The organism is Aquabacterium sp. (assembly GCF_050725395.1).
GTDB lineage: Bacteria > Pseudomonadota > Gammaproteobacteria > Burkholderiales > Burkholderiaceae_C > Aquabacterium.
In genome coordinates, this window is record NZ_JBOHHL010000023.1 from 1 (window position 1) to 25,137 (window position 25,137).

General features: G+C 65.1%; 18 protein-coding genes. 13 read left to right on the forward strand and 5 right to left on the reverse strand.

Annotated features, from left to right (window positions below; all coding sequences use genetic code 11):
* Positions 1-38: 38 nt before the first annotated feature.
* Genes ACREB4_RS14220 through ACREB4_RS14230 form a run of 3 tightly spaced genes read left to right on the forward strand, consistent with a single transcriptional unit; the run spans position 39 to position 9,886 of the window.
* Positions 39-2,378: a methyl-accepting chemotaxis protein gene (locus tag ACREB4_RS14220; protein ID WP_431588885.1), complete on the forward strand. Its 2,340-nt coding sequence runs from the start codon at positions 39-41 to the stop codon at positions 2,376-2,378.
* A 40-nt stretch (positions 2,379-2,418) separates the two neighbouring features.
* A complete protein-coding gene (locus tag ACREB4_RS14225) occupies positions 2,419-8,754 on the forward strand; it encodes an Hpt domain-containing protein (protein ID WP_431588886.1) in 6,336 nt (2,111 codons plus the stop codon).
* Between the two features lie 22 nt (positions 8,755-8,776).
* On the forward strand, positions 8,777-9,886 hold the full coding sequence (locus ACREB4_RS14230) for a diguanylate cyclase (RefSeq protein WP_431588887.1): 1,110 nt from the start codon (positions 8,777-8,779) through the stop codon (positions 9,884-9,886).
* A gap of 11 nt (positions 9,887-9,897) precedes the next feature.
* Here ACREB4_RS14230 and ACREB4_RS14235 read toward each other — a convergent pair whose 3' ends face one another.
* Positions 9,898-11,373 (reverse strand): cryptochrome/photolyase family protein, encoded by a 1,476-nt coding sequence (locus ACREB4_RS14235; RefSeq protein WP_431588888.1) that lies wholly within the window; start codon positions 11,371-11,373, stop codon positions 9,898-9,900.
* A gap of 20 nt (positions 11,374-11,393) precedes the next feature.
* On the opposite strand from ACREB4_RS14235, the gene ACREB4_RS14240 reads away from it, so the two are divergent.
* From ACREB4_RS14240 to ACREB4_RS14270, 7 genes are all read left to right on the forward strand, one after another.
* Positions 11,394-11,978, forward strand: a complete 585-nt coding sequence (locus ACREB4_RS14240) for a YqgE/AlgH family protein (RefSeq protein ID WP_431588889.1) — start codon at positions 11,394-11,396, stop codon at positions 11,976-11,978.
* Complete coding sequence (gene ruvX, locus ACREB4_RS14245; RefSeq protein ID WP_431588890.1) at positions 11,975-12,391, forward strand: Holliday junction resolvase RuvX; 417 nt, start codon at positions 11,975-11,977, stop codon at positions 12,389-12,391. Before ACREB4_RS14240 ends, ruvX begins: the two co-directional genes overlap by 4 nt.
* Positions 12,388-12,903: a bifunctional pyr operon transcriptional regulator/uracil phosphoribosyltransferase PyrR gene (gene pyrR, locus ACREB4_RS14250; protein WP_431588891.1), complete on the forward strand. Its 516-nt coding sequence runs from the start codon at positions 12,388-12,390 to the stop codon at positions 12,901-12,903. The genes ruvX and pyrR overlap by 4 nt, the downstream gene beginning before the upstream one ends.
* Positions 12,900-13,871: an aspartate carbamoyltransferase catalytic subunit gene (locus ACREB4_RS14255; RefSeq protein WP_431588892.1), complete on the forward strand. Its 972-nt coding sequence runs from the start codon at positions 12,900-12,902 to the stop codon at positions 13,869-13,871. The genes pyrR and ACREB4_RS14255 overlap by 4 nt, the downstream gene beginning before the upstream one ends.
* Positions 13,872-13,878: 7 nt before the next feature.
* The gene (locus ACREB4_RS14260) at positions 13,879-15,207 is read left to right on the forward strand and encodes a dihydroorotase (RefSeq protein ID WP_431588893.1); all 1,329 of its coding nucleotides are present in this window, start codon (positions 13,879-13,881) and stop codon (positions 15,205-15,207) included.
* A 3-nt stretch (positions 15,208-15,210) separates the two neighbouring features.
* On the forward strand, positions 15,211-15,993 hold the full coding sequence (locus ACREB4_RS14265; protein ID WP_431588894.1) for a lysophospholipid acyltransferase family protein: 783 nt from the start codon (positions 15,211-15,213) through the stop codon (positions 15,991-15,993).
* A gap of 222 nt (positions 15,994-16,215) precedes the next feature.
* Positions 16,216-17,424, forward strand: coding sequence for a DesA family fatty acid desaturase (locus ACREB4_RS14270; protein WP_431588895.1), 1,209 nt, complete (start codon positions 16,216-16,218; stop codon positions 17,422-17,424).
* Positions 17,425-17,576: 152 nt separating this feature from the next.
* Here the strand turns inward: ACREB4_RS14270 and rpmG are convergent, their stop codons facing one another.
* The 3 genes from rpmG to trxB form a co-directional block, all read right to left on the reverse strand.
* Positions 17,577-17,747 carry a 50S ribosomal protein L33 gene (rpmG, locus tag ACREB4_RS14275; protein WP_230181974.1) on the reverse strand — a complete coding sequence of 57 codons (171 nt, stop codon included), beginning with the start codon at positions 17,745-17,747 and terminating at the stop codon, positions 17,577-17,579.
* Positions 17,748-17,761: 14 nt separating this feature from the next.
* Positions 17,762-17,995 carry a 50S ribosomal protein L28 gene (gene rpmB, locus ACREB4_RS14280; RefSeq protein WP_431588896.1) on the reverse strand — a complete coding sequence of 78 codons (234 nt, stop codon included), beginning with the start codon at positions 17,993-17,995 and terminating at the stop codon, positions 17,762-17,764.
* A 241-nt stretch (positions 17,996-18,236) separates the two neighbouring features.
* Positions 18,237-19,193: a thioredoxin-disulfide reductase gene (gene trxB / locus ACREB4_RS14285; RefSeq protein ID WP_431588897.1), complete on the reverse strand. Its 957-nt coding sequence runs from the start codon at positions 19,191-19,193 to the stop codon at positions 18,237-18,239.
* Positions 19,194-19,386: 193 nt separating this feature from the next.
* Here trxB and ACREB4_RS14290 point away from each other — a divergent pair, with 193 nt between their 5' ends.
* From ACREB4_RS14290 to lolA, 3 genes are read left to right on the forward strand one after another with little or no spacing between them, the layout of a single operon-like run.
* On the forward strand, positions 19,387-20,058 hold the full coding sequence (locus ACREB4_RS14290; protein ID WP_431588898.1) for a Crp/Fnr family transcriptional regulator: 672 nt from the start codon (positions 19,387-19,389) through the stop codon (positions 20,056-20,058).
* A 51-nt stretch (positions 20,059-20,109) separates the two neighbouring features.
* Positions 20,110-22,593, forward strand: a complete 2,484-nt coding sequence (locus ACREB4_RS14295) for a DNA translocase FtsK (RefSeq protein ID WP_431588899.1) — start codon at positions 20,110-20,112, stop codon at positions 22,591-22,593.
* Positions 22,594-22,610: 17 nt separating this feature from the next.
* Complete coding sequence (gene lolA / locus ACREB4_RS14300; RefSeq protein ID WP_431588900.1) at positions 22,611-23,270, forward strand: outer membrane lipoprotein chaperone LolA; 660 nt, start codon at positions 22,611-22,613, stop codon at positions 23,268-23,270.
* A 24-nt stretch (positions 23,271-23,294) separates the two neighbouring features.
* Here the strand turns inward: lolA and ACREB4_RS14305 are convergent, their stop codons facing one another.
* Positions 23,295-25,025 carry a DEAD/DEAH box helicase gene (locus tag ACREB4_RS14305; RefSeq protein WP_431588901.1) on the reverse strand — a complete coding sequence of 577 codons (1,731 nt, stop codon included), beginning with the start codon at positions 25,023-25,025 and terminating at the stop codon, positions 23,295-23,297.
* Between the last annotated feature and the right edge of the window lie 112 nt (positions 25,026-25,137).

Genomic DNA, 25,137 nt, shown 5'->3' on the forward strand with positions numbered 1-25,137 from the left:
ACCTCAAGATCGACGCTTGACCGTTTGGAGTACAAGGCATGAGTTTCCTGAGTCGAATCAAGGACCTGGGCAAGTCGCAGGACGAAGACGAAGTCCAGCCGGAGGCCTTGGCGTCCGAGGCGCCGGTGACTTCGTCGGGCACGCCCAGCACCGCGGACACCCACAACGCCGTGTCGTCGACGCTCCAGCCGGGCGGTCCCGCGACCTCGTCTGACTCGATCATTTCCGAGGCGGCGCCTTCCGAGTTCCCGCCGGATTACCACGACACGCGCGTCAAGCCCGACGCCGGGGATGGTGCGAGCGCGGAGTCGCGCACGGGCCTGCCCATCATTGGCCAGTGGTCGCTGGAACGCCAGCAACGTGCCTTGTTCGGGGCCTTCATCGTCGGTGGTCTGGGCTTGCTGCTCAGCGCCATCCTCTCGGTCAATTCGGCCGACCGCCGTGCCGCGCAAGCGGGTGCGACCGGCCAGGCGCTCATGCAGTCGCAACGCCTGGCCAAGTCGGTGTCGCAGGCCTTGATCGGCCGTGCGCAGGCTTTCCAGGAAGTGGCCGATTCCGCCAAGGTGCTGGCCAGCAATGTGCGTGGCTTGGCCCAGGGCGACGGTGCCCTCGGTTTGACCGAGGTGCCCGCCACGGCCAAGGAGCCGCTGCTGCCTTTGCTGCCCCTGGTGGACCGCGCTGAGAAAAACGCCAAGTTCGTGCTGGCGCAAAAGCAGACGCTGACCCAGGTGAGCCAGGCGCTGCGCGAGGTGAACGGCCAATCTTCCGAGCTGCTGGACCTGGCCGAAGGCATCGCCACCGCCAAGATCGAGAAGGGCGGTGCCACAGCCGCCGAGCTGACGTCCATGAACCAGATGGTCATGCTGACGCAGCGCATCGGCAAGTCCGCGAACGAATTCCTGACCGTGGAAGGCGTGTCGACCGAAGCCGTGTTCCTGCTCGGCAAGGACTTGAACGCCTTCAAGGAAATCGTCGATGGCCTGCTCAATGGCAACAAGGACCTGGGGCTGAACGGCGTCAAGGACGCCGAGACCCGCGAGCCGCTCGAAGCGCTGCAGAAGCTGTTCGAACAAACCCGCACGCAATCGACCTTCATCCTGGGCACCTTGCAAGGCCTGGTGGCCGCGCGTGACGCCCAAGTGGCCATCATCGACGACAGCGAGCCGCTGCGCAAAGGCCTGGAACAGGTGCAAACGCGCTTGTCCAGCGGCGCCGGCATCGATCCGCTGAACATCGTGATGATCGTGATCTTCCTGGCGCTCACCGTCGCGGCGGGCTTTGGCTTGCTGCGCGTGTTCCTGACCGACCAAACCCAACGCCGCCAGTTGGCCGAAGGTCAGCGCCAGGAGGCCGAACGCCAGGAGCGTGAAGCCAAGCGCGTCAACGACGCCAACCAGGCCGCCATTTTGCGATTGATGAACGAACTGCAGATGGTCGCTGAAGGTGACTTGACGCAACAGGCCACCGTGACGGAAGACATCACCGGCGCCATCGCCGACTCGGTGAACTTCACGGTGGAAGAGCTGCGCAGCCTGGTGGCCCAGGTGCAGAGCACGGTCCAACGTGCGACCGACACCACGCAGCAGGTGGAAGCCACGTCGACCGAGCTGTTGGCGGCCTCTGACGAGCAACTGCGCGAGATCCGCGAAACCGGCGAATCGGTGCTGCAGATGGCGGGCCGGATTAACGAGGTGTCTGCGCAAGCCCAGCACTCCGCCGAGGTGGCGCGCCAATCTCTGGCGGCCGCTGACACGGGCCTGACCGCCGTGCAGAACGCCATCGGCGGCATGAACACCATCCGCGACCAGATCCAGGACACCTCCAAGCGCATCAAGCGGCTGGGCGAATCGTCGCAAGAGATCGGCGAAATCACCGAACTGATCTCGGACATCACCGAACAGACCAACGTGCTGGCACTGAACGCCGCCATTCAAGCGGCCTCTGCGGGTGAAGCCGGGCGAGGCTTCTCCGTGGTGGCCGAAGAAGTGCAGCGCCTGGCCGAACGTTCCGGCGACGCGACCAAGCAGATTGCCGCGCTGGTGCGCACCATTCAGACCGACACGCAAGACGCCGTGGCCGCCATGGAGCGCTCCACGCAGGGTGTGGTCGAAGGGGCCCGACTGTCCGACGCCGCCGGCTCCGCGCTGGGCGACATCGACCGCGTGTCACGCCGACTGGCCGAACTGATTGAGCAGATTTCCTCACAGGCCCTGCGTGAAGCAGAATCTGCGAACGTGGTCGTCTCGAACATCCAGCACATTTTTGCGGTGACCGAGCAGACCGGTGAAGGTACCCGATCAACGACCCAGCTCGTGCGCGAGCTGTCCAAGACCGCCGACGAACTCCAACAGTCGGTGTCCCGGTTCAAGATCGCTTAAGGCTTAAGAGTCGACCATGGACAGCATGCAAGCAGCCCCGATGTCAGACGATCTCAGCGCCCTGGCGTGGGTTCAGGAAGAACTCCGCAAGTCGCTGGATGCCGCGCACAAGGCGCTGCACCGCGGTCTCAAGGACGCCAGTTCGTCCGAGTCCGACATGGACGCGCGCGACCCCGCCGTGCTGCGGCAGGCGCGCCAGCAGATCCACCAGGGCGTGGGCGCACTCGAATTGGCGGGCCTGCCCGCCGGGGCCACCTTGCTGCGCGCCAGCGAGGCCGTGGTCCAGAAGTTCATCAACCGGCCTTCCACGCTGACGGAATCGGCGGTGCTGGCGGTGGAGCGTGGCTCCTTTGCCTTGCTGGACTACATCACGCGCCGCCTGAACGGCAAGAATGTGCCGGCCCTGGCGTTGTTCCCCCAGTACGAAGCCTTGATGACCCTGGCGGGCTCCACCTTGCCGCGGCCCACCGACCTGTGGAGCCAGGATTGGCCCAAGGTGTCGCTGGAAGCGCCCTTGGCCCCGCCCGATTCGGTCACGCCGCGTGCGGCCGATGAGGCCACGGTGGACGATTTCGAGTCCGGTCTGCTGGCACTGCTGCGCCGCAACCAGCCGCGCGACGCGGTCGCCCTGGCCGATCTGTGCGCTTCGCTGGCCAGCGGATCGTCGCAGCGCCATGCCCACCGCGAGTCCGCCACCTGGATGCTGGCCAGTGGTTTCCTGGAAGCCCTGGCGGGTGACCATGTGCCCTTGACGGTGCATGCCAAGCGCGTGCTGTCGTCCTTGCTCAAGCAGCTGCGCGTGCTGGTCCAGGGCAAGGAGACGCCCTCGGACCGTCTGGCGCAAGAGCTGCTGTTCTTCTGTGCACAAGCCTCGGGCGCCGATGGCACCCACAAGCCCAATTCCGTGCTGTCCAATGTGCGCCGCACCTTCGGCCTGGACCGCCATGCGCCTGTCGACCTGATCGAATCCAGCCTGGGCCGCTACGACCCGGCGTGGGTGGCGCAGGCGATCAAGCGGGTGGCCGGGGCCAAGGACGGCTGGTCGGCCGTGGCGGCCGGTGAATTGCTGCGCCTGGGCGGCCTGAACGAACAATTCGCCCTGGTGGCCGAGTCGCTCAAGCGCCTCTACCCCGATGGCGAGGTGCTGGCCGATGCGCTGTCCCAGGCTGTGAACCAGACCGTGCAGTCGGGCCAGGCGCCCGAGGCCAGCCTGGCCATGGAAGTGGCCACCAGCCTGTTGTACCAGGAGGCCTCGCTGGAAGACGGCGAGTTCGACCACCCCGAGCAGAAAGACCGCATCCACCGCCTGGCCAGCCGCATCGACGCGGTCCGCCAGGGCCAGCCGGCCCAGCCGCTGGAATCGTGGATGGAAGACCTGTACCGCCGGGTGTCCGACCGCCAGACCATCGGCAGCGTCGTTCAAGAACTGCGCAGCAACCTGAGCGAAGCCGAAAAGAACATCGACCTGTTCTTCCGGGATCCCACCCAGCCGACCTCGCTGGTGAACGTGCCCACGCAATTGCAAGCCATGCGCGGCGTGCTGGCCGTGCTGGGCCTGGACATGGCCGGCCACGCCACCGTGCGCATGCGCGAAGACGTGGACCACCTGTTGCAGCCCGACACCAATGTGCAAGAGGCGGGCGACGCAGGCGTGTTCGACCGCCTGGCCACCAACCTGGGTGCGCTGGGCTTCCTGATCGACATGCTGAACGTGCAGCCCAACTTGGTCAAAGCACTGTTCAAGTTCGACCCCGAAACGGGCGTGCTGTCGCCCCTGATGGGCCGCGAGCGTTCGGCGCCCATCCCCGTGGCCTTGCCCGATCCGGTCGAGGCCGCCGCCCAGAAGGCCGAGCGCGACGAAGTGCAGACCGCGGCCGAAGCCGTGGTCGAGTCGGTTACGCGGGATGAAGTCTCGCTGAGCGATGTGTCGGATGAGCTGCAAAAGCTCGCCGACACGCCCATGGTGCAGGACCAGCCCGCCCTGGCCGACACCGTCGCCTCCGCGCAGGCCGCCCTGGCCACGGCCCGGGCCTCCGACGACGAAGACGCCCAGACCCTGGCGCGCGAACAGGTCGCCCAGGTCATGGCCGACTTCGCCCAATCGGTCTCCGAGCCCGTCGGACTGGACATCCCCGTGGGGGAAGCCTTCACCGACAGCGGCCATTCACCCTTGATGCCCACGCCCGTGGTGCCCGCCGAGCCCACCGGCCTGGAAGAAGACGACGAGATGCGTGGCATCTTCCTGGAGGAGGCCAACGAAGTCATCGCCAGCGCCCTGGAAGCGACGGCAGGGCTGAACAGCCAGCCCGATGACGTGACCTTGCTGACCAGCGTGCGCCGTGGTTTCCACACCTTGAAGGGCAGCTCGCGCATGGTCGGTTTGAACGACTACGGCGAAGCTGGCTGGGCCTGCGAGCAACTGTTCAACACCTGGTTGGCCTCTCAACAGCCGGCCAGCCAGGACCTGTTGGGTTTCACCGCCGAGGCCTTGGACTACATGGCGGGCTGGACCAAGGCCATCGAGGCCAAGAACGCGCAGCACTGGCACAGCGCCGACCTGGTCCGCGCCGCCGACACCCTGCGCCTGGAAGGCCGCCGCGTGCCGATTGGTGGTGGTTCCACCTTCGCCGCCACCGATGTCCAATCCTTCGCGGCCGAGGAAAGCTCGTCGCCCGCCGAGGACGACCTGTCGGCCTTGAGCTTGCCCCTGGTTGACCTGGGGGGAGAGCCGGAGGCGATCGAGCCTTCTGAAGACGACCAGCCCGTCACCCAGCCTTCGGCCTTCAGCGAGTCCCACCTGCCCAGCATGGATGGCGAGTTGCTGACCCTGGAGCTGCCGCCCGAGGAAGACGCAGTCGCCGCGGCGCCGGAGTTCACCGAGCCGGAAGAGCCTCAGCTTCAACTGGAAAGCGACCAACCCGCGGTGACCGAGTTGTCGGAACCCGAGCCCGAGCCCGCCATCGTGCTGGACATCGTGTCCGACGAAGCTTTGCAAGTCCAGGCGCCCGAAGCCCTCGAAGCGTCGCCACCGCTGTACCTCGAATCCGAGCCCAGCGTGTTCGGCGAAGAGGCGATCGTGGCCGACATGAAGGTGGACGTGTCTGCCGAGACGGAGGAAGTCGCGATTTCAGGAGAAGACCAGGAGTCTGCCGAAGCCGCCGAGTCCGACGAGCAGGTCAAGGTCATCGGCCCGCTGCGCATCAGCATCCCGCTGTTCAACATCTACCTGAACGAGGCCGACGAGCAGTCGCGCCGCCTGTGCACCTCGCTGAGCGAATGGGCGCTGGAACTGCACCACCCCGTGAGCGACGAGGCGATCGCCCTCGCGCACTCCTTGGCCGGCAACTCCGCCACCGTCGGCTACAGCGAATTGTCGCAATTGGCCCGCCTGCTGGAGCACAGCCTGATGCGCGCCCACGCCCTGGGCCGTGGCGAACCCGAGGCCGCGGCCTTGTTCAACGAGGCTGCCGACGACATCCGTCACTTGCTTCACCAGTTCGCCGCCGGATTCCTCAAGACGCCGAACGACGACCTGATGCGGCGCCTCGAGATGTACGACCACACGGCTTCGCGCCGCCTGGAAGCGCGCAGCCTGCTGGGCGAGTTGGACGCGGGTGACGCGGAAGAGGGCGCTCCGGGCCAGGACGACCACCGCAGCCACGGCCATCTCCGCCTGGTGCATTCGGTCGACGAGGCGGCGGTGCCCGATTCGTCCTTCGACCAGCAGAACTCGCACGATGAAGTCGTGCCCACGCAACCCAGCCCCCTGGGACAGGCCGAGATCACGTCCCTGGATTCGCTGCCCGACGTCCCCGCGCCAGCCACGATGCCCGCGTTGCGCAAGGCCGACAGCATCACAGGCCTGGACGACCGCGACGATCTGGAAGCCCAGGACGCCGTCGATCCCGACCTGTTCCCGATCTTCGAAGAAGAAGCGCAGGAACTGTTGCCACAACTGGCCAGCCAGATGCGCGAATGGCTGGAGCAACCCACGCATCCGGCCGCGCCCGCAGCCTGCATGCGCACGCTGCACACCTTCAAGGGCGGTGCCCGCCTGGCCGGTGCCATGCGCCTGGGCGAACTGGCCCACCGCCTCGAAACCACCATCGAGCACCTGATCGGCTCGGAGTCAATCACCCGAGACGACGTCGAACCGCTGGAAGCCCGCGTCGATGCCCTGGTCGAAGAGTTCGAGGCCCTGTCGCAGCGCGATGCGCAGACTTACGATGCCGAGGTCAGCAAGCCGCTGCCACCCGCCGAGCCCGTCGAGTCGGTGTCACTCGTGTCGCCCGAGGTGCTTCCTGAAGCGCAGCCTTTCGCCGATGCCCAGGGTGGGCCATCGCCAGACTCCGGCCTGGCCCCGTCCACGTCCGATCTGCCGCCGGCCACCAGCGAACCCGCCAATGGTGCCACCCCGGCGGTGATCGATTGGACCACCCTGGCCAACAACGGCCGCCGCTTGACCAATGCGCCCAAGCGCGACGCCACCCAGACGGCGGTGCAGGCCGTCGTGCGCGTGCGCCCGCAATTGCTGGACCGCCTGGTCAACCACGCCGGCGAGGTCAGCATTGCCCGCACCCGGATCGCTTCGCAAGTGGGTCAGATCCGTGGCTCCCTGACCGACCTGACCGACAACCTGGGGCGCTTGCGCCAGCAACTTCGCGACATCGAACTGCAGGCCGACACGCAACTCAACACCCGTCTGGAAGCCGCCCGCGCCGCCAGCCAGAATTTCGATCCGCTGGAGTTCGACCGCTACACGCGCTTCCAGGAACTGACCCGCATGATGGCCGAGTCGGTGAACGACGTGGCCACTGTGCAGCGCTCCTTGAACCGCGAACTCGAAGTCGCCGAAGACCAGTTGGCCGCCCAGGCCCGCCTCACGCGCGACCTGCAGGACGACCTGCTGCGCACGCGCATGGTGGAGTTCGAGGGTTTGTCCGATCGCCTGTACCGCGTGGTGCGCCAGGCGGCCAAGGAAACCGGCAAGCAGGTCAAACTGGACATCGTCGGTGGGGCCACCGAAGTCGACCGCGGCGTGCTGGAACGGATGACGGGGGCCTTCGAGCACTTGCTGCGCAATTGCATCACCCATGGCATCGAACTGCCAGCAGTGCGCCAAGCCGCAGGCAAAGACGCCGCAGGCCTGGTGATCGTGTCCTTGCGCCAGGAGGGCAATGAAGTCTCCCTAGAGTTCCGCGACGACGGTGCCGGCCTGAACCTGGACCGCATCCGCGAAAAAGCCGTGGCCATGGGCTTGATCCAGCCCGATGCGGAGGTGCCCGCTGGCGACCTGGCCCAGATGATCTTCACGCCCGGCTTCTCGACGGCCGACACCATCACCGAGTTGGCTGGGCGCGGCATCGGCATGGACGTGGTTCGCTCTGAAGTGAACGCCATGGGCGGCCGCATCGAAACCGCCACCGCCGCTGGCCAGGGCACCAGCTTCAAGCTGGTCCTGCCCCTGACCACCGCTGTCACCAAGGTGGTGATGCTGCGTTGTGGCGACGTCACCGTGGCCGTGCCCACCCACCTGATCGAGATGGTGCGCCGCGCCAAGCCCGCCGAAGTGGAGCAGGCTTACGAGTTCGGCACCTACCAATTCGCCGACCTGGTGCTGCCTTTCTACTGGCTGGGCGCCTTGCTGCAAAACAGCCCGCGTGGGTCCACCGAAGGCCGTTCGCTGCCGGTGATCGTGGTGCGCTCGGCGCAGCAGCGCATCGCCATGCACGTGGACGAAGTGCTGGGCAACCAGGAAGTGGTCGTCAAAAACCTGGGGCCCCAGCTGTCGCGCCTGCCGGGCCTGGCGGGCATGACCTTGCTGGCCTCGGGCGCCGTGTCCCTGATCTACAACCCGGTGGCCCTGGCCACGGTCTACGGCGACGCCGCCCAGGCTTACACGCGCGCCGCCTTGCACGCGGTGGCGAGCGGGCAGCCCACGGTGGTGGAGCAGGCGGCGGCCCTGGCCATCGAGGCCTTGCCTCCACTGGTGCTGGTGGTCGACGATTCCCTGACCGTGCGCCGTGTCACGCAGCGCCTGCTGGCGCGTGAAGGCTACCGCGTCGTGCTGGCCAAGGATGGCATCGACGCCCTGGAGCGCTTGGCCGAAGAAACGCCAGTGGTCGTCCTGTCCGACATCGAGATGCCCCGCATGGACGGCTTCGACCTGGTGCGCAACATCCGCGCCGACGACCGCTGGAAGCAATTGCCGGTGGTGATGATTTCTTCACGGATCGCGCAAAAGCACCGCGACTACGCTACCCAGTTGGGCGCCAACCATTACCTGGGCAAGCCCTATGGTGAAGAGGAACTGCTGGCCCTGGTGGCGCGCTACGCCTTGCAGCGTGAAGCAGCGAGTGTGAATGGCGGGGCTTAAGTCACGGAAGTTTCCAGCCGATATGCCCGATGAAGAAGCACCGGCCCCGAAAGGCAGTTCATTGGACAACAGCGCGATCGACCAACTGGCTCACCTGACAGCCCAGCGTGATCGCGAAATGCTGGACGTGTCCCTGGCGCAAAGCGTGCTCGAATTGCTGGGCGCGCTCAGCGTGGGCGTTTACCGTGTCCTGGGTCAGGAGGGGGGCGACCAGCATTGGCTCTGTTCCGGCCTGGCGCGGCGCGGCAAGCTCACCGTCAGCGATCCGCCCTGGTTGGACCCCGACACCATGCCCTTCCTGGAGGATTTTCCGGCACGGGAAGAAGCCCTGGTGTCGCGCACGCTGGTGCAGCGCGCCCTGAACGAAGCCGAAGACGGGCCCTCGCCCGAAGAAGCCACCTGGCTGACTGTGCTGACCCTGCACGCAGAGCTGGGCCAGTCTGGCGTGCTGGAAGTTCGCTCTGCGCAGGCCTTGCCGCTGCGCGACCTGCGCTCCATGCAGACCTTGCTGCGCGTGTTCGGCAATTTCCAGAACCTGCTCGAATCCAGCCAGCGTGATTCCCTCACCGGGCTGCTCAACCGCCAGACCTTCGACGCCACCTTCCTCAAGGCTTCCATGCCGGTGCAGATGAGCGCCGAAGAGGCTGAGAACGAGGCGGAACGCCGCGGTTCGCAGATGAACACCTTCTGGCTGGGCGTGATCGACATCGACCATTTCAAGCTGGTCAACGACCGTTTCGGCCACCTGATCGGCGATGAGGTGCTGGTGCTGGTGGCGCGCATCATGCGCCAGACCTTTCGCCACTACGACCGCCTGTTCCGCTTCGGCGGCGAAGAATTCGTGGTGCTGCTGCGTGGTGGCACCGAAAAGCACGCCCTTCGGGTGTTCGAACGCTTCCGCCAGAACATGCAGGCCTATGATTTCCCCCAAGTCGGCCAGGTCACCGTGAGCCTGGGCTTCACCGGCGTTCACCTGCACGACACGCCCAGCGGCGCGTTTTCGCGGGCCGACCAAGCCGTCTACCAGGCCAAGCACCAGGGCCGCAACCAGACCCTGTGCTTCGAGGACCTGGTCAACCAAGGCATCATCGAGACCGAAGGCGACAAGGTCGGCAAGATCGAGCTTTTCTAGCCGCTCTTCTTCTAGCTGCCCTTGACCACGGCATAGCGGTCCAATGTTTCGGCGCGGGCCTCGTCGTGCTGCACGATGGGGGCGGGGTAGTCCACCGCATCGCCCAGGTCGCCCAGCAACCAGGGCGCGTGGATCGCCTTGTCGCTCAGGTGGGCCAGCTCGGGCACGTAACGGCGGATGAACTTGCCGGCACCGTCGAATTTCTGGCTCTGGCTGATGGGATTGAAGATGCGGAAGTAAGGCTGCGCATCGCAACCCGTGGAGGCCGCCCACTGCCAGCCGCCGTTGTTGGCCGCCAGATCAAAGTCGAGCAGCTTTTCGGCGAAATAGCGCTCGCCCCAGCGCCAGTCGATCCCCAGATCCTTGATCAGAAAACTGGCCACCACCATGCGCAGGCGGTTGTGCATGTAGCCCGTCTGGTTGATCTGGCGCATGGCGGCGTCCACCAAGGGATAGCCGGTGCGGCCACCGCACCAGGCGGCAAAACGCGCTTCCGCTTGTTTGCCATGCGCCCACTTGATCTTGTCGTACTCGCGCTTGAAGCTGTGCCCGATGACGTGGGGGTGGTGGTGCATGACCTGGTGGTAGAAGTCGCGCCAGATCAATTCGGACAGCCAGGTGTGGGCGCCGGCCGAGCCCGCCTGGCGCCGGTCCCAGGCCAGCCTGGCCAGCAGGCGGATGGACACGGTGCCGAAGCGCAGGTGCGTCGACAGGTAGCTGGGGCCCTTCACGCCGGGGAAGTCGCGGGTGTCGTGGTAGTGGTCGATGCGTTCCAGGAAGTCGTCCAGCAGGGCCTGGGCGCCGCTCATGCCCGTGGGGATCTTCAGGTCCTCGGTGGCTTCGAAACCCAGTTCGCCCAGGCTGGGGATGCGCTCGCCCTTGGCGGCCTTCAGGCCCACATCGGGCGGGATGGCGGCCAGGTGTTGCGCGTACTTCGCCACGGGGTAGGCCTGGAGGTAGAAGTCGTCGACCTTTTTCAGCCAGTTGTTCTTGTAGGGCGTGAACACACCGTAGGGCGTGTCGTTGGCCGTCAGCACCTCGTTGCGCTCGAAGATGACGTGGTCCTTCGAGGTGAACAAGGCGGCGCCCACGTCGCTCAGTCGGCCACGCACCTGGGCATCGCGGGTCAGGGCGGCGGGCTCATCGTCGTGGTTGGCAAAAACCGCCTGCACGCCCAGTTTCTGGGCCAGCCGGGGGATTTCTTTCAGCGGATCGCCGTGCAGCACGATCAATCCGGCCTCGCTGGCGTGGGGGGCTTCCTGGTCGCGTGCCAGGTGCCGCAGGCCTTGGTCCAACTCGACCAGGCTGTCCCGGATGAACACCACCCGACGGTCGACGCGGGGCAGGGGGTCGAGGATGCCCGTGTCGAACACGAACACGCACCAGACCCGGCGCGACTGCTTCAGGGCGTAATGCAGGGCGGCGTGGTCGGTGCTGCGCAGGTCGCGGCGAAACCAGACAAGGGCGGAATCGAACTGAGGCTTCATGTGGGGTCTAAAATCATGGCATGTCTGAAGGCGCACCCTCCATCGATCTGAGCAACCAGTTCCTCATTGCCATGCCCGGCATGTCCGACGGCAATTTCGCGGGGGCGGTTGTTTACCTGTGTGAACACACTGAAAACGGGGCCTTGGGCCTCGTCATCAACCGACCGATCGACATCAATCTGAAAAATCTGTTTGAAAAAGTCGACCTGAGCCTGGACCGCGAGGACCTGGCCTCCCGCCCAGTCTACTTCGGCGGTCCGGTGCAAACCGAGCGCGGCTTCGTGCTGCACGACAGCCTCGACGCCGAAGGCGGCCACTACAGCTCCACCCTGAAGATTCCCGGTGGACTGGAAATGACCACCTCGCGCGATGTGCTGGAAGCCTTGTCCAATGGTGCGGGCCCCAGCCGGGTGTTCATCACCCTCGGTTATTCGGGTTGGGGCGCGGGGCAGCTTGAAGAAGAGCTGGGCCGCAATGGTTGGCTCAACGTCAACGCCGAGCCCGCGGTCATTTTCGACACGCCGGTGGAGGAGCGCTACGACCGGGCCTTGTCACTGCTGGGCATTGACCGCAGCATGCTGACGTCCGAGGCCGGGCACGGATGAGCGTGGGCGTTCAAAGCTACCTGGCCTTCGACTACGGCCTCAAGCGCGTGGGCGTGGCCAGTGGCAACACCTTGCTGCGGCAGGCCCAACCGCTGCGCACCATCGCGGCCGAGGGGGATGCGCGCTTTGCGCAGATCGGCAGCCTGATCGACGAATGGCACCCCAACGCCCTGGTGGTGGGCGTGCCCTTCCACCCCGATGGCGCCGAGCACGACAATACCTTGCGCGCACGCCGTTTCGCGCGCCAGTTGCAGGGACGCTTCAAGCTGCCGGTGCACGAGGTGGACGAGCGCTACTCCACCACCGAGGCCATCGCCGATGGTGCCCGCGACCTGGACGCCGCTTCGGCCGCCATCCTGCTGCAGCAGTTTTTCAACGAACATCCCGAACCTTCCCAAAAGGGGCCCGAGTGAGCGATCAGCAAAACACCTTGCACCTGGACGCCGAGGCGCTCTACGCCAACCTGCTGTCCGGCGTGCGCCGCATCGTCACGGCCGACACGGCCCTGGTCGGCATCTGGTCGGGGGGCGCGTGGCTGGCCGAGCGCCTCAGCCAGGATCTGGGCCGCACGGAAGCGCACGGCGTCATCTCGTCGGCCCTGCACCGCGACGACTTCGGCTCGCGCGGCATGGCCGCCACCACCGACGCCACGCACCTGCCCTTTTCCGTCGAAGGCCGGCACATCCTGCTGATCGACGACGTGCTCTACACCGGCCGCACCATCCGCGCCGTCATCAACGAGCTGTTCGACTTTGGCCGCCCGGCCAGCGTCACCCTGGCGGTGCTGGTCGACCGCGGCGGACGCGAACTGCCCATCGAGCCGGCCCTGTCCGCCGCCCGCATCACCTTGCCGGCCGCCCAGCGCGTGTCCCTGGCCCGCGCTGACGACGGCCGTTTCCAGTTCCATTTCGAGAGGGTCGAATGACGACCACCAAGCGCCACCGCAATCCTCAGCTCAATGGCCACGGCGAGCTGATCCACCTGCTGTCCACCGAAGGCCTGCCCAAGGCCGTGATCCACAAGATCCTGGACACGGCCGAGACGTTTCTGAGCGTCAATGACCGAGAGGTCAAGAAGGTGCCGCTGCTGCGCGGCAAGAGCGTGTTCAACCTGTTCTTCGAGAACAGCACCCGCACGCGCACCACCTTCGAAATCGCGGCCAAGCGCCTCAGCGCCGACGTGATCAACCTCGACATCGCGCGTTCGTCGGCCTCCAAAGGCGAAAGCCTGCTCGACACCATCGCCAACCTCAGCGCGATGCACGCCGACATGTTCGTGGTGCGCCACGCCGAATCCGGCGCACCCTACCTGATTGCCCAGCACGTCGCCCCGCACGTGCACGTGGTCAACGCCGGTGACGGCCGCCACGCGCACCCCACGCAGGCGCTGCTGGACATGTTCACCATCCGGCACTACAAGAAAGACTTCAGCAACCTCACCGTGGCCATCGTGGGCGACATCGTCCATTCGCGCGTGGCACGCTCGAACATCCACGCGCTGACGACCTTGGGCGTGCCCGAAGTGCGCGTGGTCGGCCCCCGCACCCTGGTGCCCGGCGACTTGCGCGAGATGGGCGTGCGTGTCTGCCACGACATGGTCGAAGGCATCAAGGACGCCGACGTCATCATCATGCTGCGCCTGCAAAACGAGCGGATGTCGGGCGGCATGCTGCCCAGCGCCGGCGAGTTCTTCAAGGAGTTCGGCCTGACGCAGGAAAAGCTGGCCCACGCCAAGCCCGACGCCATCGTCATGCACCCCGGCCCCATCAACCGCGGCGTCGAGATCGACTCCGCCGTGGCCGATGGCAAGCAGAGCGTCATCCTGCCCCAGGTCACCTTCGGCATCGCCGTGCGCATGGCCGTGATGTCCATCATCGCCGGCAACGAGGCTTGAACCCGACATGAAAATCCTCATCAAGAACGGCCGTTTGGTCGATCCCGCTTCCGGCCTGGATCAAATCGGCGATCTGGCCATCACCGGTGGCCGCATCACCGCCATCGGTGAGGCCAAGGCCGATTTCACGCCCGACCGCACCATCGACGCCACGGGCTTGATCGTGGCCCCTGGCCTGGTCGACCTTGCCGCCCGCTTGCGCGAGCCCGGCCACGAACATGAAGGCATGCTCGAATCCGAGCTGGCCGCCGCTGCGGCAGGCGGGGTGACCAGCGTGGTCTGCCTGCCCGACACCGACCCCACGCTGGACGAACCCGGCCTGGTCGAGATGCTCAAGTTCCGGGCCCGCAAGCTCAGCCGCTGCCGCCTCTTCCCGCTCGGTGCGCTGACCCGTGGCCTGAAAGGCGAGACGCTGACGGAAATGGCCGAGCTGCACGAGGCCGGCTGCATCGGTTTCTCGCAGGCCGAAGTGCCCATCCGCGACACCCAGGTGCTGCAACGCGCCCTGCAATACGCTGGCACCTTCGGCTACACCGTCTGGCTGCGTCCTCAGGATGCCTGGCTGGGCAAGGGCGTGGCCGCCAGCGGCCCCGTCGCCACGCGCCTGGGCCTGTCCGGCGTGCCGGTCAGCGCCGAAACCATCGCCCTGCACACCATCATCGAGCTGGTGCGGGCCACGGGCGCGCGCGTGCACCTGTGCCGCATCTCCAGCGCGCCCGGCGTCGACCTGGTCCGCCAGGCCAAAGCGCAAGGCCTGCCAATCACCGCCGACGTCAGCATCAATTCACTGCTGCTGACCGACATCGACATCGGCTACTTCAACCCCGCCATGCGCGTGAGCCCGCCATTGCGCCAGGGCCGCGACCGCGACGCGCTGCAGGCCGGGCTGGCCGACGGCACGCTCGACGCCCTGGTGTCCGACCACACGCCCGTCAGCGAGGACGAGAAAACCTTGCCTTTTGGCGAAGCGGAGCCGGGCGCCACCGGCCTGGAACTGCTGCTGAGCCTGGCCCTGAAATGGGCTGGTGCCGACCACGACCAGCCGGCCAATCCGGCGCGTCTGCGCCAGGCCTTGTCGGTGGTCACCTCCGGCCCCGTCAAGGTGCTGGGCGATGCCCTGGGCTCCTTGTCGTCCAGCGCAGGGCGGTTGGTGCAGGGCGGTGTCGCCGACGTCTGCATCTTCGATCCCGCTGTTCGCTGGCAGGCCGAGCCCGGTGCCTTGACGAGCCAGGGCAAACACACGCCTTTTGCCTTCGAGGTCTCGGGCACCGACCTGCCGGGCCGGGTTCGCGTGACCCTGGTGGCGGGGCAGGTTGCCCATGAAGTGGCTGCCTGAGCCGTGACCGACAAAGTCATCACCCCGGCATCTCTCAAGAACGGCGCCCTGACCAAGGGGCTGATCGGCGCCTGCCGGCTGCTGAACATCCTCGTGCACATCGTGCGGGGGCTTTGGCTGGCGCGCATCGCCTACGTGGACCGGGCGCCCGGCGAGCGCGACGAAGCCGTGCGGCGTTGGTCGCAGCAGTTGCTCAAGGTTCTGGGCGTCGAGTTGGTGGTGCAGGGCCAGCCGCGTCCCGGCGCCAAGTTGGTGGTGTCCAACCACGTGTCCTGGCTCGACATCGTGGCCATCAACTCGGTGGTGCCATCGCGGTTCGTCTCGAAGGCCGAGGTGGCGGGCTGGCCGGTGGTGGGTTACCTGGTGACCGCCGCGGGCACTTTGTACCTTCAGCGCGAACGCCGCCGCGACGCCATGCGCGTGCTGGGCTTGATGTCCGATGCCCTGCGCGATGGCTACACCGTGGCCGTTTTTCCCGAAGGCACCACGGGCGATGGCCGGGCCTTGATGCATTTTCACGCCAACATGCTGCAGGCCGCGATCGATGCCAAGGAGCCTGTTCAACCGGTGGCCTTGCGCTACAGCGATGTTGCCCATGACATCAGCCCCGTGGCCGCTTTCGTGGGCGACACCACCCTCTGGCAGTCGCTCTGGGGGGTGGTCACCGCCCAAGGGTTGACCGTGCATGTCAATGTCCTGCCGCTCCAGACGGTGGACCATGCTGACCGCCGGGCTTTGGCGGAGCTGCTCAGCAGCCGGATCGCCGATTGCCTGTACCAAAAATAGGCGTTCTGCCGCCTTTTTTTCCGGCCGTTGAACTCTGGCGGTGAATGCAAACTCCAATGGTGTGGAAAAAGCCGCAAGGCCGGGTCCGGCACAAAGGGTTGTCACGCAGCTTCGTGGGCGCTTCAACCCCTATTGTTTCAGCACGAGGACACGCCACATACCGTGGGCCGCCTACAATGGCTGGTTCCGCTCGAAAGGTTTTGAATGTTTGATTTTTTGTCCATGGGTGCGGTCCATGACGCCCTCGTGCAGTGGTCGATTGATGGGGTTTTGCAAGCCAGCTGGTGGCAAGTGATCCTCGCTACGCTCGCATTGACCCACATCACCATCGCATCCGTCACGATTTTCCTGCATCGTGCGCAAGCCCACCGTTCCCTGGATCTGCATCCGATTCCCTCGCATTTCTTCCGTTTCTGGTTGTGGCTGACCACCAGCATCGTCACCAAGGAATGGGTGGCTGTGCACCGCAAGCACCACGCCAAGTGCGAAACCGAAGAGGATCCCCACAGCCCCGTCGCCCATGGCATCAAAACCGTGCTGCTGCGTGGCCGCGAGTTGTATGCCCACGAGGCCGACAACCAGGACACCCTGAAAAAATACGGCCACAACACTCCCAATGACTGGCTGGAAAAATCGGTCTACACCGGCAAGGCCGGTCTGGGCGTGATCCTGATGCTGGTGCTGGACATGTTCCTGTTCGGCGCCATCGGCATCACCGTCTGGGCCGTGCAGATGCTTTGGATCCCCGTGACCGCCGCCGGCATCATCAATGGCCTTGGCCACTGGTGGGGTTACCGCAATTTCGAGGCGGCCGACGCGTCCACCAACATCTCGCCCTGGGGCATCATCATTGGTGGTGAAGAGTTGCACAACAACCACCACACCTACCCAACCTCGGCGAAATTGTCGGTGAAGCCTTACGAGTTCGACATTGGCTGGGGCTACATCCGTGGTCTGGAAATGCTGGGCCTGGCCAAGGTCCGCAAGACCGCGCCTCGATTGACCCTGGGTGACATCAAGCCTGTGGCCGATGCCAAGACCCTGGAAGCGATCGTGGCCCACCGTTATGAGTTGATGGCCGGTTATGCCCGCGAGGTCAGCGCCGCTTGCTCCGCCGAGTTGGCCCGCCTGAAGTCCAGTCGCCAAGAAGCCGCGGCCCACAGGTTGCAACGTGTGCGCCACTGGCTGCACCGCGATGACGACAAGGTGCCCCACGGCCTGCGTGGCGAGATCTCCCAGGCGCGTCAGGCCCATCCCAAGCTGGACAAGCTGATCGAGATGCGCGAGGAACTGCGTGCCTTGTGGACGCGCACCAATGTCTCGGCCGAACAGCTGGTCGTTGAGCTGCAAAGCTGGTGCCAGCGCGCCGAAGCCAGCGGCGTGGCGGCATTGGAAGAGTTCTCTCGCAAGCTGCGCGCAGCCCACGCCTGATCGATCCTTCTTCCGCCTCTCAGAGATGAACAAAAAAGCCCCGCATGCGGGGCTTTTTCATGCCTGCCCAATCTGCCCAATTTCTTTGGATGTGGGCATGAAAAAACCCGCTGAGCTTGCGCTGAGCGGGTTTTGGCAAGGACCAGGCTGAATTACTTCAGCTTGATTTCCTTGTAGGCCACGTGCTTGCGGGCCTTGGGGTCGAACTTCATGAATTCCAGCTTGTTGGGCGTGGTCTTCTTGTTCTTGGTCGTGGTGTAAAAGTGGCCGGTACCCGCAGTGGATTCCAGCTTGATCTTTTCGCGTCCGCCTTTAGATGCCATGGTTCAGCTCCGGATCACAGTTGGCCACGGGCACGCAGGTCGCTCAGGACCTGGTCGATGCCCACTTTGTCGATCAAGCGCAAAGCCGACGTGCTGATGCGCAGGCGCACCCAACGGTTTTCGCTCTCGACCCAGAAACGACGGTACTGCAGGTTGGGCAGAAAACGACGCTTGGTTTTGTTGTTCGCGTGAGAAACATTGTTTCCCACCATCGGGCCTTTACCCGTGACTTGACAGACGCGTGCCATGACGCTTCTCCGTTCGCTGTGATTGCGCTTGGGGCTTATAACCCGCCGCGCTTTGTGTGACGAAGCGGTGATCAGAACAAGGCTGCTCAGTTTTTAAACTTCGAAACCTTGGGTCATCACCCTTCCGGTGCGGGCGCCAAATTCACTGAAACTCAATGAACCTGTCGCCAAACACCGGGACGAATTTTGCAAAGACTGAGATTATAACCAAAAACTCGCGCCTTGCCAACTCAACAGGGCATCAAACGCTTTCCTGCTCCAGAAAACGCTGCGCATCCAGGGCCGCCATGCAGCCCGTGCCGGCGCTGGTGATGGCCTGGCGGTAGATGTGGTCCTGCACATCGCCGGCTGCGAACACGCCCGGGATGCTGGTCATGGTGGCCATGCCGTTGCTGCCGCCCTTGGTCAGGATGTAGCCGTCTTTCATCTCCAACTGGCCTTTGAAAATGTCGGTGTTGGGCTTGTGGCCGATGGCGATGAAGCAGCCCTTCAATTCCAGCTCGGTGGTGCTTTCATCCAGGGTGCTCTTGAGGCGAACGCCGGTCACGCCAGTCTGGTCGCCCAGCACTTCGTCCAAGGTTTTGAACAAGTGCAGCTCGATCTTGCCGGCGGCGACCTTCTCGTAGACCTTGTCGATCAGGATGGCCTCGGCGCGGAACTTGTCGCGGCGGTGGATCAGGTGTACCTTGCTGGCAATGTTCGACAGGTAAAGCGCTTCTTCGACGGCGGTGTTGCCGCCGCCCACCACGCAGACCACGGCATCGCGGTAGAAGAACCCATCACAGGTGGCGCAGCCGCTCACGCCGCGTCCCATGAAGGCTTCTTCGGAGGGCAGGCCCAGGTATTGGGCAGAGGCGCCCGTGGCGATGATCAGGGCGTTGGTGGTGTAGGTGCCCGAGTCGCCTTTGAGCGTGAAGGGGCGCTTGGACAGGTCGACCTCGTTGATGTGGTCGTACAGCATCTTGGTGTGGAAGCGCTCGGCGTGTTCCTGGAAGCGCTGCATCAGTTCGGGGCCCTGCACGCCGTGGACGTCGGCGGGCCAGTTGTCCACTTCGGTGGTGGTCATCAGTTGCCCGCCCTGCGCCATGCCGGTGACCAGGGTGGGGTGCAGGTTCGCGCGGGCCGCGTAGATGGCGGCGCTGTAGCCGGCAGGCCCGGATCCCAGGATCAGGACGTTGCTATGTTGGGGGGTAGACATCGTGTTTCCTTCTTGTGTTCAAACTGTGCGTGTTTCCAGGCTCATATTCGGGCTTGTCCTAGGGTTTGCAATGGATAAAGTGCCTACAAATTCCTGGTGTCCTGCCGAAAATTGTAGGGACTGGTGATTTGTCGCACACCAGACAAGGTGAATGGTTCACCTCGAATTCATCATCTCAAATGAGGAGCTTCCCATGGCCATGCTGTCCAATCTCGACCTGATCCGGCGCGTTCCGCTGTTCTCGATGCTCACCGCAGCACAGGCCGAGGCCATCGCAGAGGGCGTGGTCAAGCGCCGTTATCGCCGTGGCGAGCTCATCGTCGAACGCGGTCGCAAGACCAATTCCTTGTTCATTCTCCTGACGGGCCGTGCCCGTGTGGTGGCCTCCGACGAGCGAGGCCGTGAAGTCATCCTGGCGGTGCTCGAAGCCGGCGACTACCTGGGTGAGATGAGCCTGATCGACAACGAACCCCATTCCGCCACCGTCCGCGCCGAGGTGCAGACCGACGTGCTGGTGCTGGGACGCGCCGATTTTGCCCGCTGTTTGCCTGAAAACTCCAGCCTGTCGTACGCCATTTTGCGGGGGCTGGTGCAGCGCCTGCGCAATGCCGACCGCCAGATCGAGTCCCTGGCCCTGCTGGACGTCTATGGCCGCGTGGCCCGTGCCCTGCTGGACATGGCCGACGAGGACGAGGGCGCCAAAGTCATCCGCGGCAAGGTGTCGCGTCAGGATCTGGCCAAGCACGTGGGCGCCTCGCGTGAAATGGTCAGCCGCGTCATGAAGGACCTGGAGGAGCGTGGCCTGATCGAAACCCAGGACACCGGCAGCGTGGTGCTGAAAGAGCGCCTGGTCGCCACGGCCTGATGCTCGGCCGCCACGGCGGCATCGCTTTGAAAATGCCCGCACAATGCGGGCATGACTTTTCCGTTGGGTTCACTCCGAAATGAGGCGTCTGCGGACGCGAAATCCGATCGACGCCAGGATGCTGCGGCATCCCTGCGCGTGACGGGCCGGCTGCACCGCAGCCCGGTCCTGGTGGCGCCCGAGCCCGTGGGGCCGCCGCTCGAAAACACCTTCCGCTTTCAGGCTGGCCTGCTGATCGGTGGCGTGCTGCTGGTGCTGGCCTTTTTTTCCCTGGTCACGCACAACCGGCTGGATGCCGCCTTCACCACGTCCGGACTCAACCAGGATGCCGCCAATTGGGGCGGGCACCTGGGCGCGTATGCGTCCGACGTGGCGCTGTTCCTGTTTGGCCAGTCGACTTGGTGGATCCTGCTGGTCGGGGCCCGGGTCTGGCTGGGCGGCCTGGCGCGTTGGTTGCGCCGGGACACCTCCGTCTCTCTCGTGCCGTCGGGTGCTGTTTTGGCGGCGCCGTCGGCTTCGGTCCCAACCGCCCGCCCGCGTTGGCTGTTCTGGCTGGGCCTGCTGTTGTTGATGGCGGCCAGTTGTGCGCTCGAGTGGTCGCGCCTTTACCGCCACGAGGCTGACCTGGCGGGCGAACACGCTGGCGGCATCCTGGGCATGACCTTGGGGCAGTTCAGCCACAAGTGGCTGGGCTTCAATGGCTCTGGGGTGGTGTGGATCGCCTTGCTGATCGCGGGCCTCTCGCTGGCGCTGAAGTTTTCCTGGTTGGACATTGCCGAGCGCATTGGCGGCCTGTTCGACCGCGTGCGCGAACGCCGCGAGGCCAAACGTGAAGAGGCGGTCGACCTGCGCATTGGTGAGAAAGCCACCATCGAGCGCGAGCGCGTCGCGGAAGAAATCCGCCACGAAGCGCCGATCGAACCCATCCCGCTGGTGATTGAAAAGCCGATGGTCGAGGTGCCCAAGTCCGACCGCGTGGTCAAGGAGCAGCAAAAGCCGCTGTTCTCGGACATGGCCGACACCAAGCTGCCGCAGATCGCCTTGCTGGACGCGGCGCAGGGCCGCATGGAAACCGTGACCGCCGAGACGTTGGAGATGACGTCCCGCATGATCGAGAAAAAGCTCAAGGACTTCGGCGTGGAAGTGCGCGTGGTCGCGGCTTCCCCCGGCCCGGTCATCACGCGCTACGAGATCGAGCCGGCCACGGGCGTGAAGGGCTCGCAGATCGTCAACCTGGCCAAGGACCTGGCGCGCTCGCTGTCGCTGGTGTCGATCCGCGTGGTCGAAACCATCCCGGGCAAAAATTTGATGGCGCTGGAGTTGCCCAACGCCAAGCGCCAGATGATCCGCCTGACGGAGATCCTGGGCTCGCAGGTCTACAACGATGCGCAGTCCATGCTGACCATCGGCCTGGGCAAGGACATCATCGGCGCGCCGGTGGTGGCCGACCTGACCAAGATGCCGCACTGCCTGGTGGCCGGCACGACCGGCTCGGGCAAATCGGTGGGCATCAATGCCACGATCTTGAGCCTGCTCTACAAGGCCGAGGCGCGCGATGTGCGCCTGATCCTGATCGACCCGAAGATGCTGGAAATGAGCGTCTACGAAGGCATCCCGCATTTGCTGTGCCCGGTCGTGACCGACATGAAGCAGGCGTCCAACGCCCTGAACTGGGCGGTGGGCGAGATGGAGCGCCGCTACAAGCTCATGAGCAAGATGGGCGTGCGCAACCTGGCTGGCTACAACAAGAAGATCGACGAGGCCACGGCACGCGGCGAGTTCCTGCCCAACCCTTTCAGCCTGACGCCGGAATCGCCCGAGCCACAAGAACGCATGCCCTTCATCGTCATCATCATCGACGAGCTGGCCGATCTGATGATGGTGGTGGGCAAGAAGATCGAAGAATTGATCGCGCGTCTGGCGCAGAAGGCGCGGGCTTCGGGGGTGCATTTGATTTTGGCCACGCAGCGCCCCAGCGTCGACGTGATCACGGGCCTGATCAAGGCCAACATCCCCACGCGGATTTCCTTCCAGGTCAGCAGCAAGATCGACAGCCGCACCATCCTTGACCAGATGGGCGCCGAAGCTTTGCTGGGGCAGGGCGACATGCTGTACCTGCCATCCGGCAGTGGCTTGCCGATGCGAGTGCACGGCGCCTTTGTCAGCGATGATGAAGTCCACCGCGTGGTCGAGTACCTGAAGTCGCAGGGCGAGCCCAACTACATTGAAGGCATCCTCGAAGGCGGCGTGCTGGACGGCGATGCCGGCAGCGATGGCATGCCTGGTGGCGGTGCCGATTCCGAGTCCGACCCGATGTACGACCAGGCCGTGGCCATCGTGCTGCAGCACCGCAAGGCCTCGATCTCGCTGGTGCAGCGGCATCTGCGCATCGGCTACAACCGCGCGGCACGGTTGCTGGAACAAATGGAAAAATCCGGACTCGTGTCGAACATGGCCACCAATGGCAACCGCGAACTGCTGGTGCCCAACCGCACGGGCGATGGTGGCGCGACTGCCGCGCCCTGGGACGCCTGATGGCAAGGACATTTTCAATGACGACGATGAGCAACCGTTTCACCTGGAAGCCCGGCGCGCTGGCCCTGGCGCTGAGCGCCTCCCTGGCCAACTCGGCGCACGCTGATGGCGTCAGCACCCTGCGCGCTTTCGTCAAGGACGTGAACACCGGCCGGGGCAACTTCACCCAGTTGGTGACTTCGCCCGATGGCAAAAAATCCCGCAAGTCCAACGGCAGCCTGGAATTCCAGCGGCCCAACCGCTTTCGCTTCAACTACACCACGCCCACCGAGCAACTGATCGTGGGTGATGGCCAGAAGGTCTGGTTGTGGGACACTGACCTGAACCAGGTCACCGTGCGTCCCATGAGCAATGCCCTGGGCGCCACGCCGGCGGCCCTCTTGTCGGGCGGATCGCTGGAGAAGGACTTCACGCTCAAGGACGTGCCGAAGCAGGCCCTGTCCGGTCCTGATGCATCGATGGAGTGGGTGGAGGCCGTGCCACGCGACAAGGACGGACAGTTCCGTTCGGTGCGGGTCGGTTTCAAAGCGGGCGTGTTGGCCGCACTGGTGATCGAGGACGGCTTTGGTCAACGATCAAGACTGGACTTTGCCCAGTTTGAATCGCGGGTGACCTTGCCGGCCACCCGCTTTCAGTTCAAACCACCGGCGGGGGCCGATGTGCTGGACCAGCCCTGAGGCCAGTCCAGTCTGACTGAGTGATCAGTCTTCGCGCTTGAAGCCGCCTTGGCGCTTCGGGCCGCCAAAGGAAGGCTTGCCGCCGAACGAGGGCTTGGGGCCGCCAAAGGACGGCTTGCCACCGAACGAAGGCTTGTTGCCGCCGAAAGAGGGCTTTCCGCCAAACGAAGGCTTGTCACCACGGGGGGCGCCAAACGCAGGACGGTCATCACCACCGGCAGGGCGGAAGTCGCCACGGGGCTGGTCGCTGCCGAAGCTGGGGCGGCTGTTGTAGCCACCTTCGGACGGGCCATCACGACGCGGGCCACGGTTCTGGTAACCGCCGCCGTTGCCGCCACCAAAACCGCCACCACCGAAGCCGCCTTCACGCGGGGCGCCGTACGAACGGCCACCACCGAATCCACCTTCACGGGGGCCACGGTGACCGGGCATGGGCTTGCCATGGCGCATCGGGCCGTTGGAAGGCGAGGGTGCCTTGGGTTCCAGGCCGGCGATGGTCGCCACGGGGATGTTCTGCGTGGTGTAACGCTCGATGCGGCGCAGCATGGGGATGTCACGACGCTCGGCGATCGTCACGGCCAGGCCGCTGCGACCGGCACGGCCCGTGCGGCCGATGCGGTGAACGTAATCTTCGGGCTTCATGGGCATGCCGTAGTTGATCACGTGGGTGATCGTGGGCACGTCGATGCCGCGGGCGGCGACGTCGGTGGCCACCAGGATCTTCAATTGGCGTTGACGCAGGGCTTGCAGCACGCGGGTGCGGCGGCCTTGGGGCATGCCACCGTGCAGGGCGGCGACTTCGTGGCCCATGTCGGCCAGGCGGTCGGCCAGGATGTCGGCGTCGCGCTGGGTGCTGGTGAAGATCACGGCTTGGTCGACGTCACGCTGGGTCAGCAGGCTGTCCAGCAGGTCGTTCTTGTGTGCGAAGTGGTCGGCGTAGTGCAGGCGCTGTTCGATGTTGTCGTGGCTGTCGGTGTGCGAGGCCACGTCGATGCTTTGCGCATCAGGACGGGTCAGGCGCGCGGCCAGCTTGCCCACGTGACCGGCGAAGGTCGCGCTGAACATCAGGGTCTGACGCTCAGGAGGGGTTTGCGAAGCGATGTGCTCGATGTCTTCGATGAAGCCCATGTCCAGCATGCGGTCGGCTTCGTCCAGGACCAGCACTTCCAGGTTGGACAGCACGCAGACGCCGGTGCCCAGGTGGTCGAGCAGGCGGCCAGGGGTGGCGATCAGCACGTCCAGAGGACCGCGCAGGGCCTTCAACTGGGCGGCGTAAGGCACACCACCGACGACGGTGGCAACGCGCAAGCCTTGCATGTGGCGGCCATAGGTCGACGCGGCCTTGGACACTTGCATGGCCAGTTCACGCGTGGGGGCCAGCACCAGGATGCGGGGGCCGTGGACCATGCCCTTTTCGCGGCGCTTGCCATCGCCGCGGGCGGCGATCAGGCGTTGCAGTGCGGGCAGCATGAACGCGGCGGTCTTGCCGCTGCCGGTGCTGGAGGCGACCTTCAGGTCGGCGCCATTCATGGCCACGGGGATCGCCTGGATCTGCACGGTCGTGGGCTGGGTGTAGCCAGAATCGGTCAGAGCCTTGATCAACATGGCATCGAGGCCGAGGTCGGAAAAGCGCGGGCCACCGGCGTTGTCGGTGTCGGCTTCTTCAGCGGTGTTGACGCCTTCGGCGGCGTCGAGTTCGCGGGCCAGCATGTCGAGCTTCGACGGTTCGGCGGCGGGGTTCAATTCTTCATTCATGATTATTCTTTCAAGCCAGGACAAAGCGCTGCCATTTCCCGGCGTATGCCAGGAAGCAAAAGCGCTGCAACCAGGTGCCAACGGGATGGTTGGTCTACCTGGAACAGGTGAG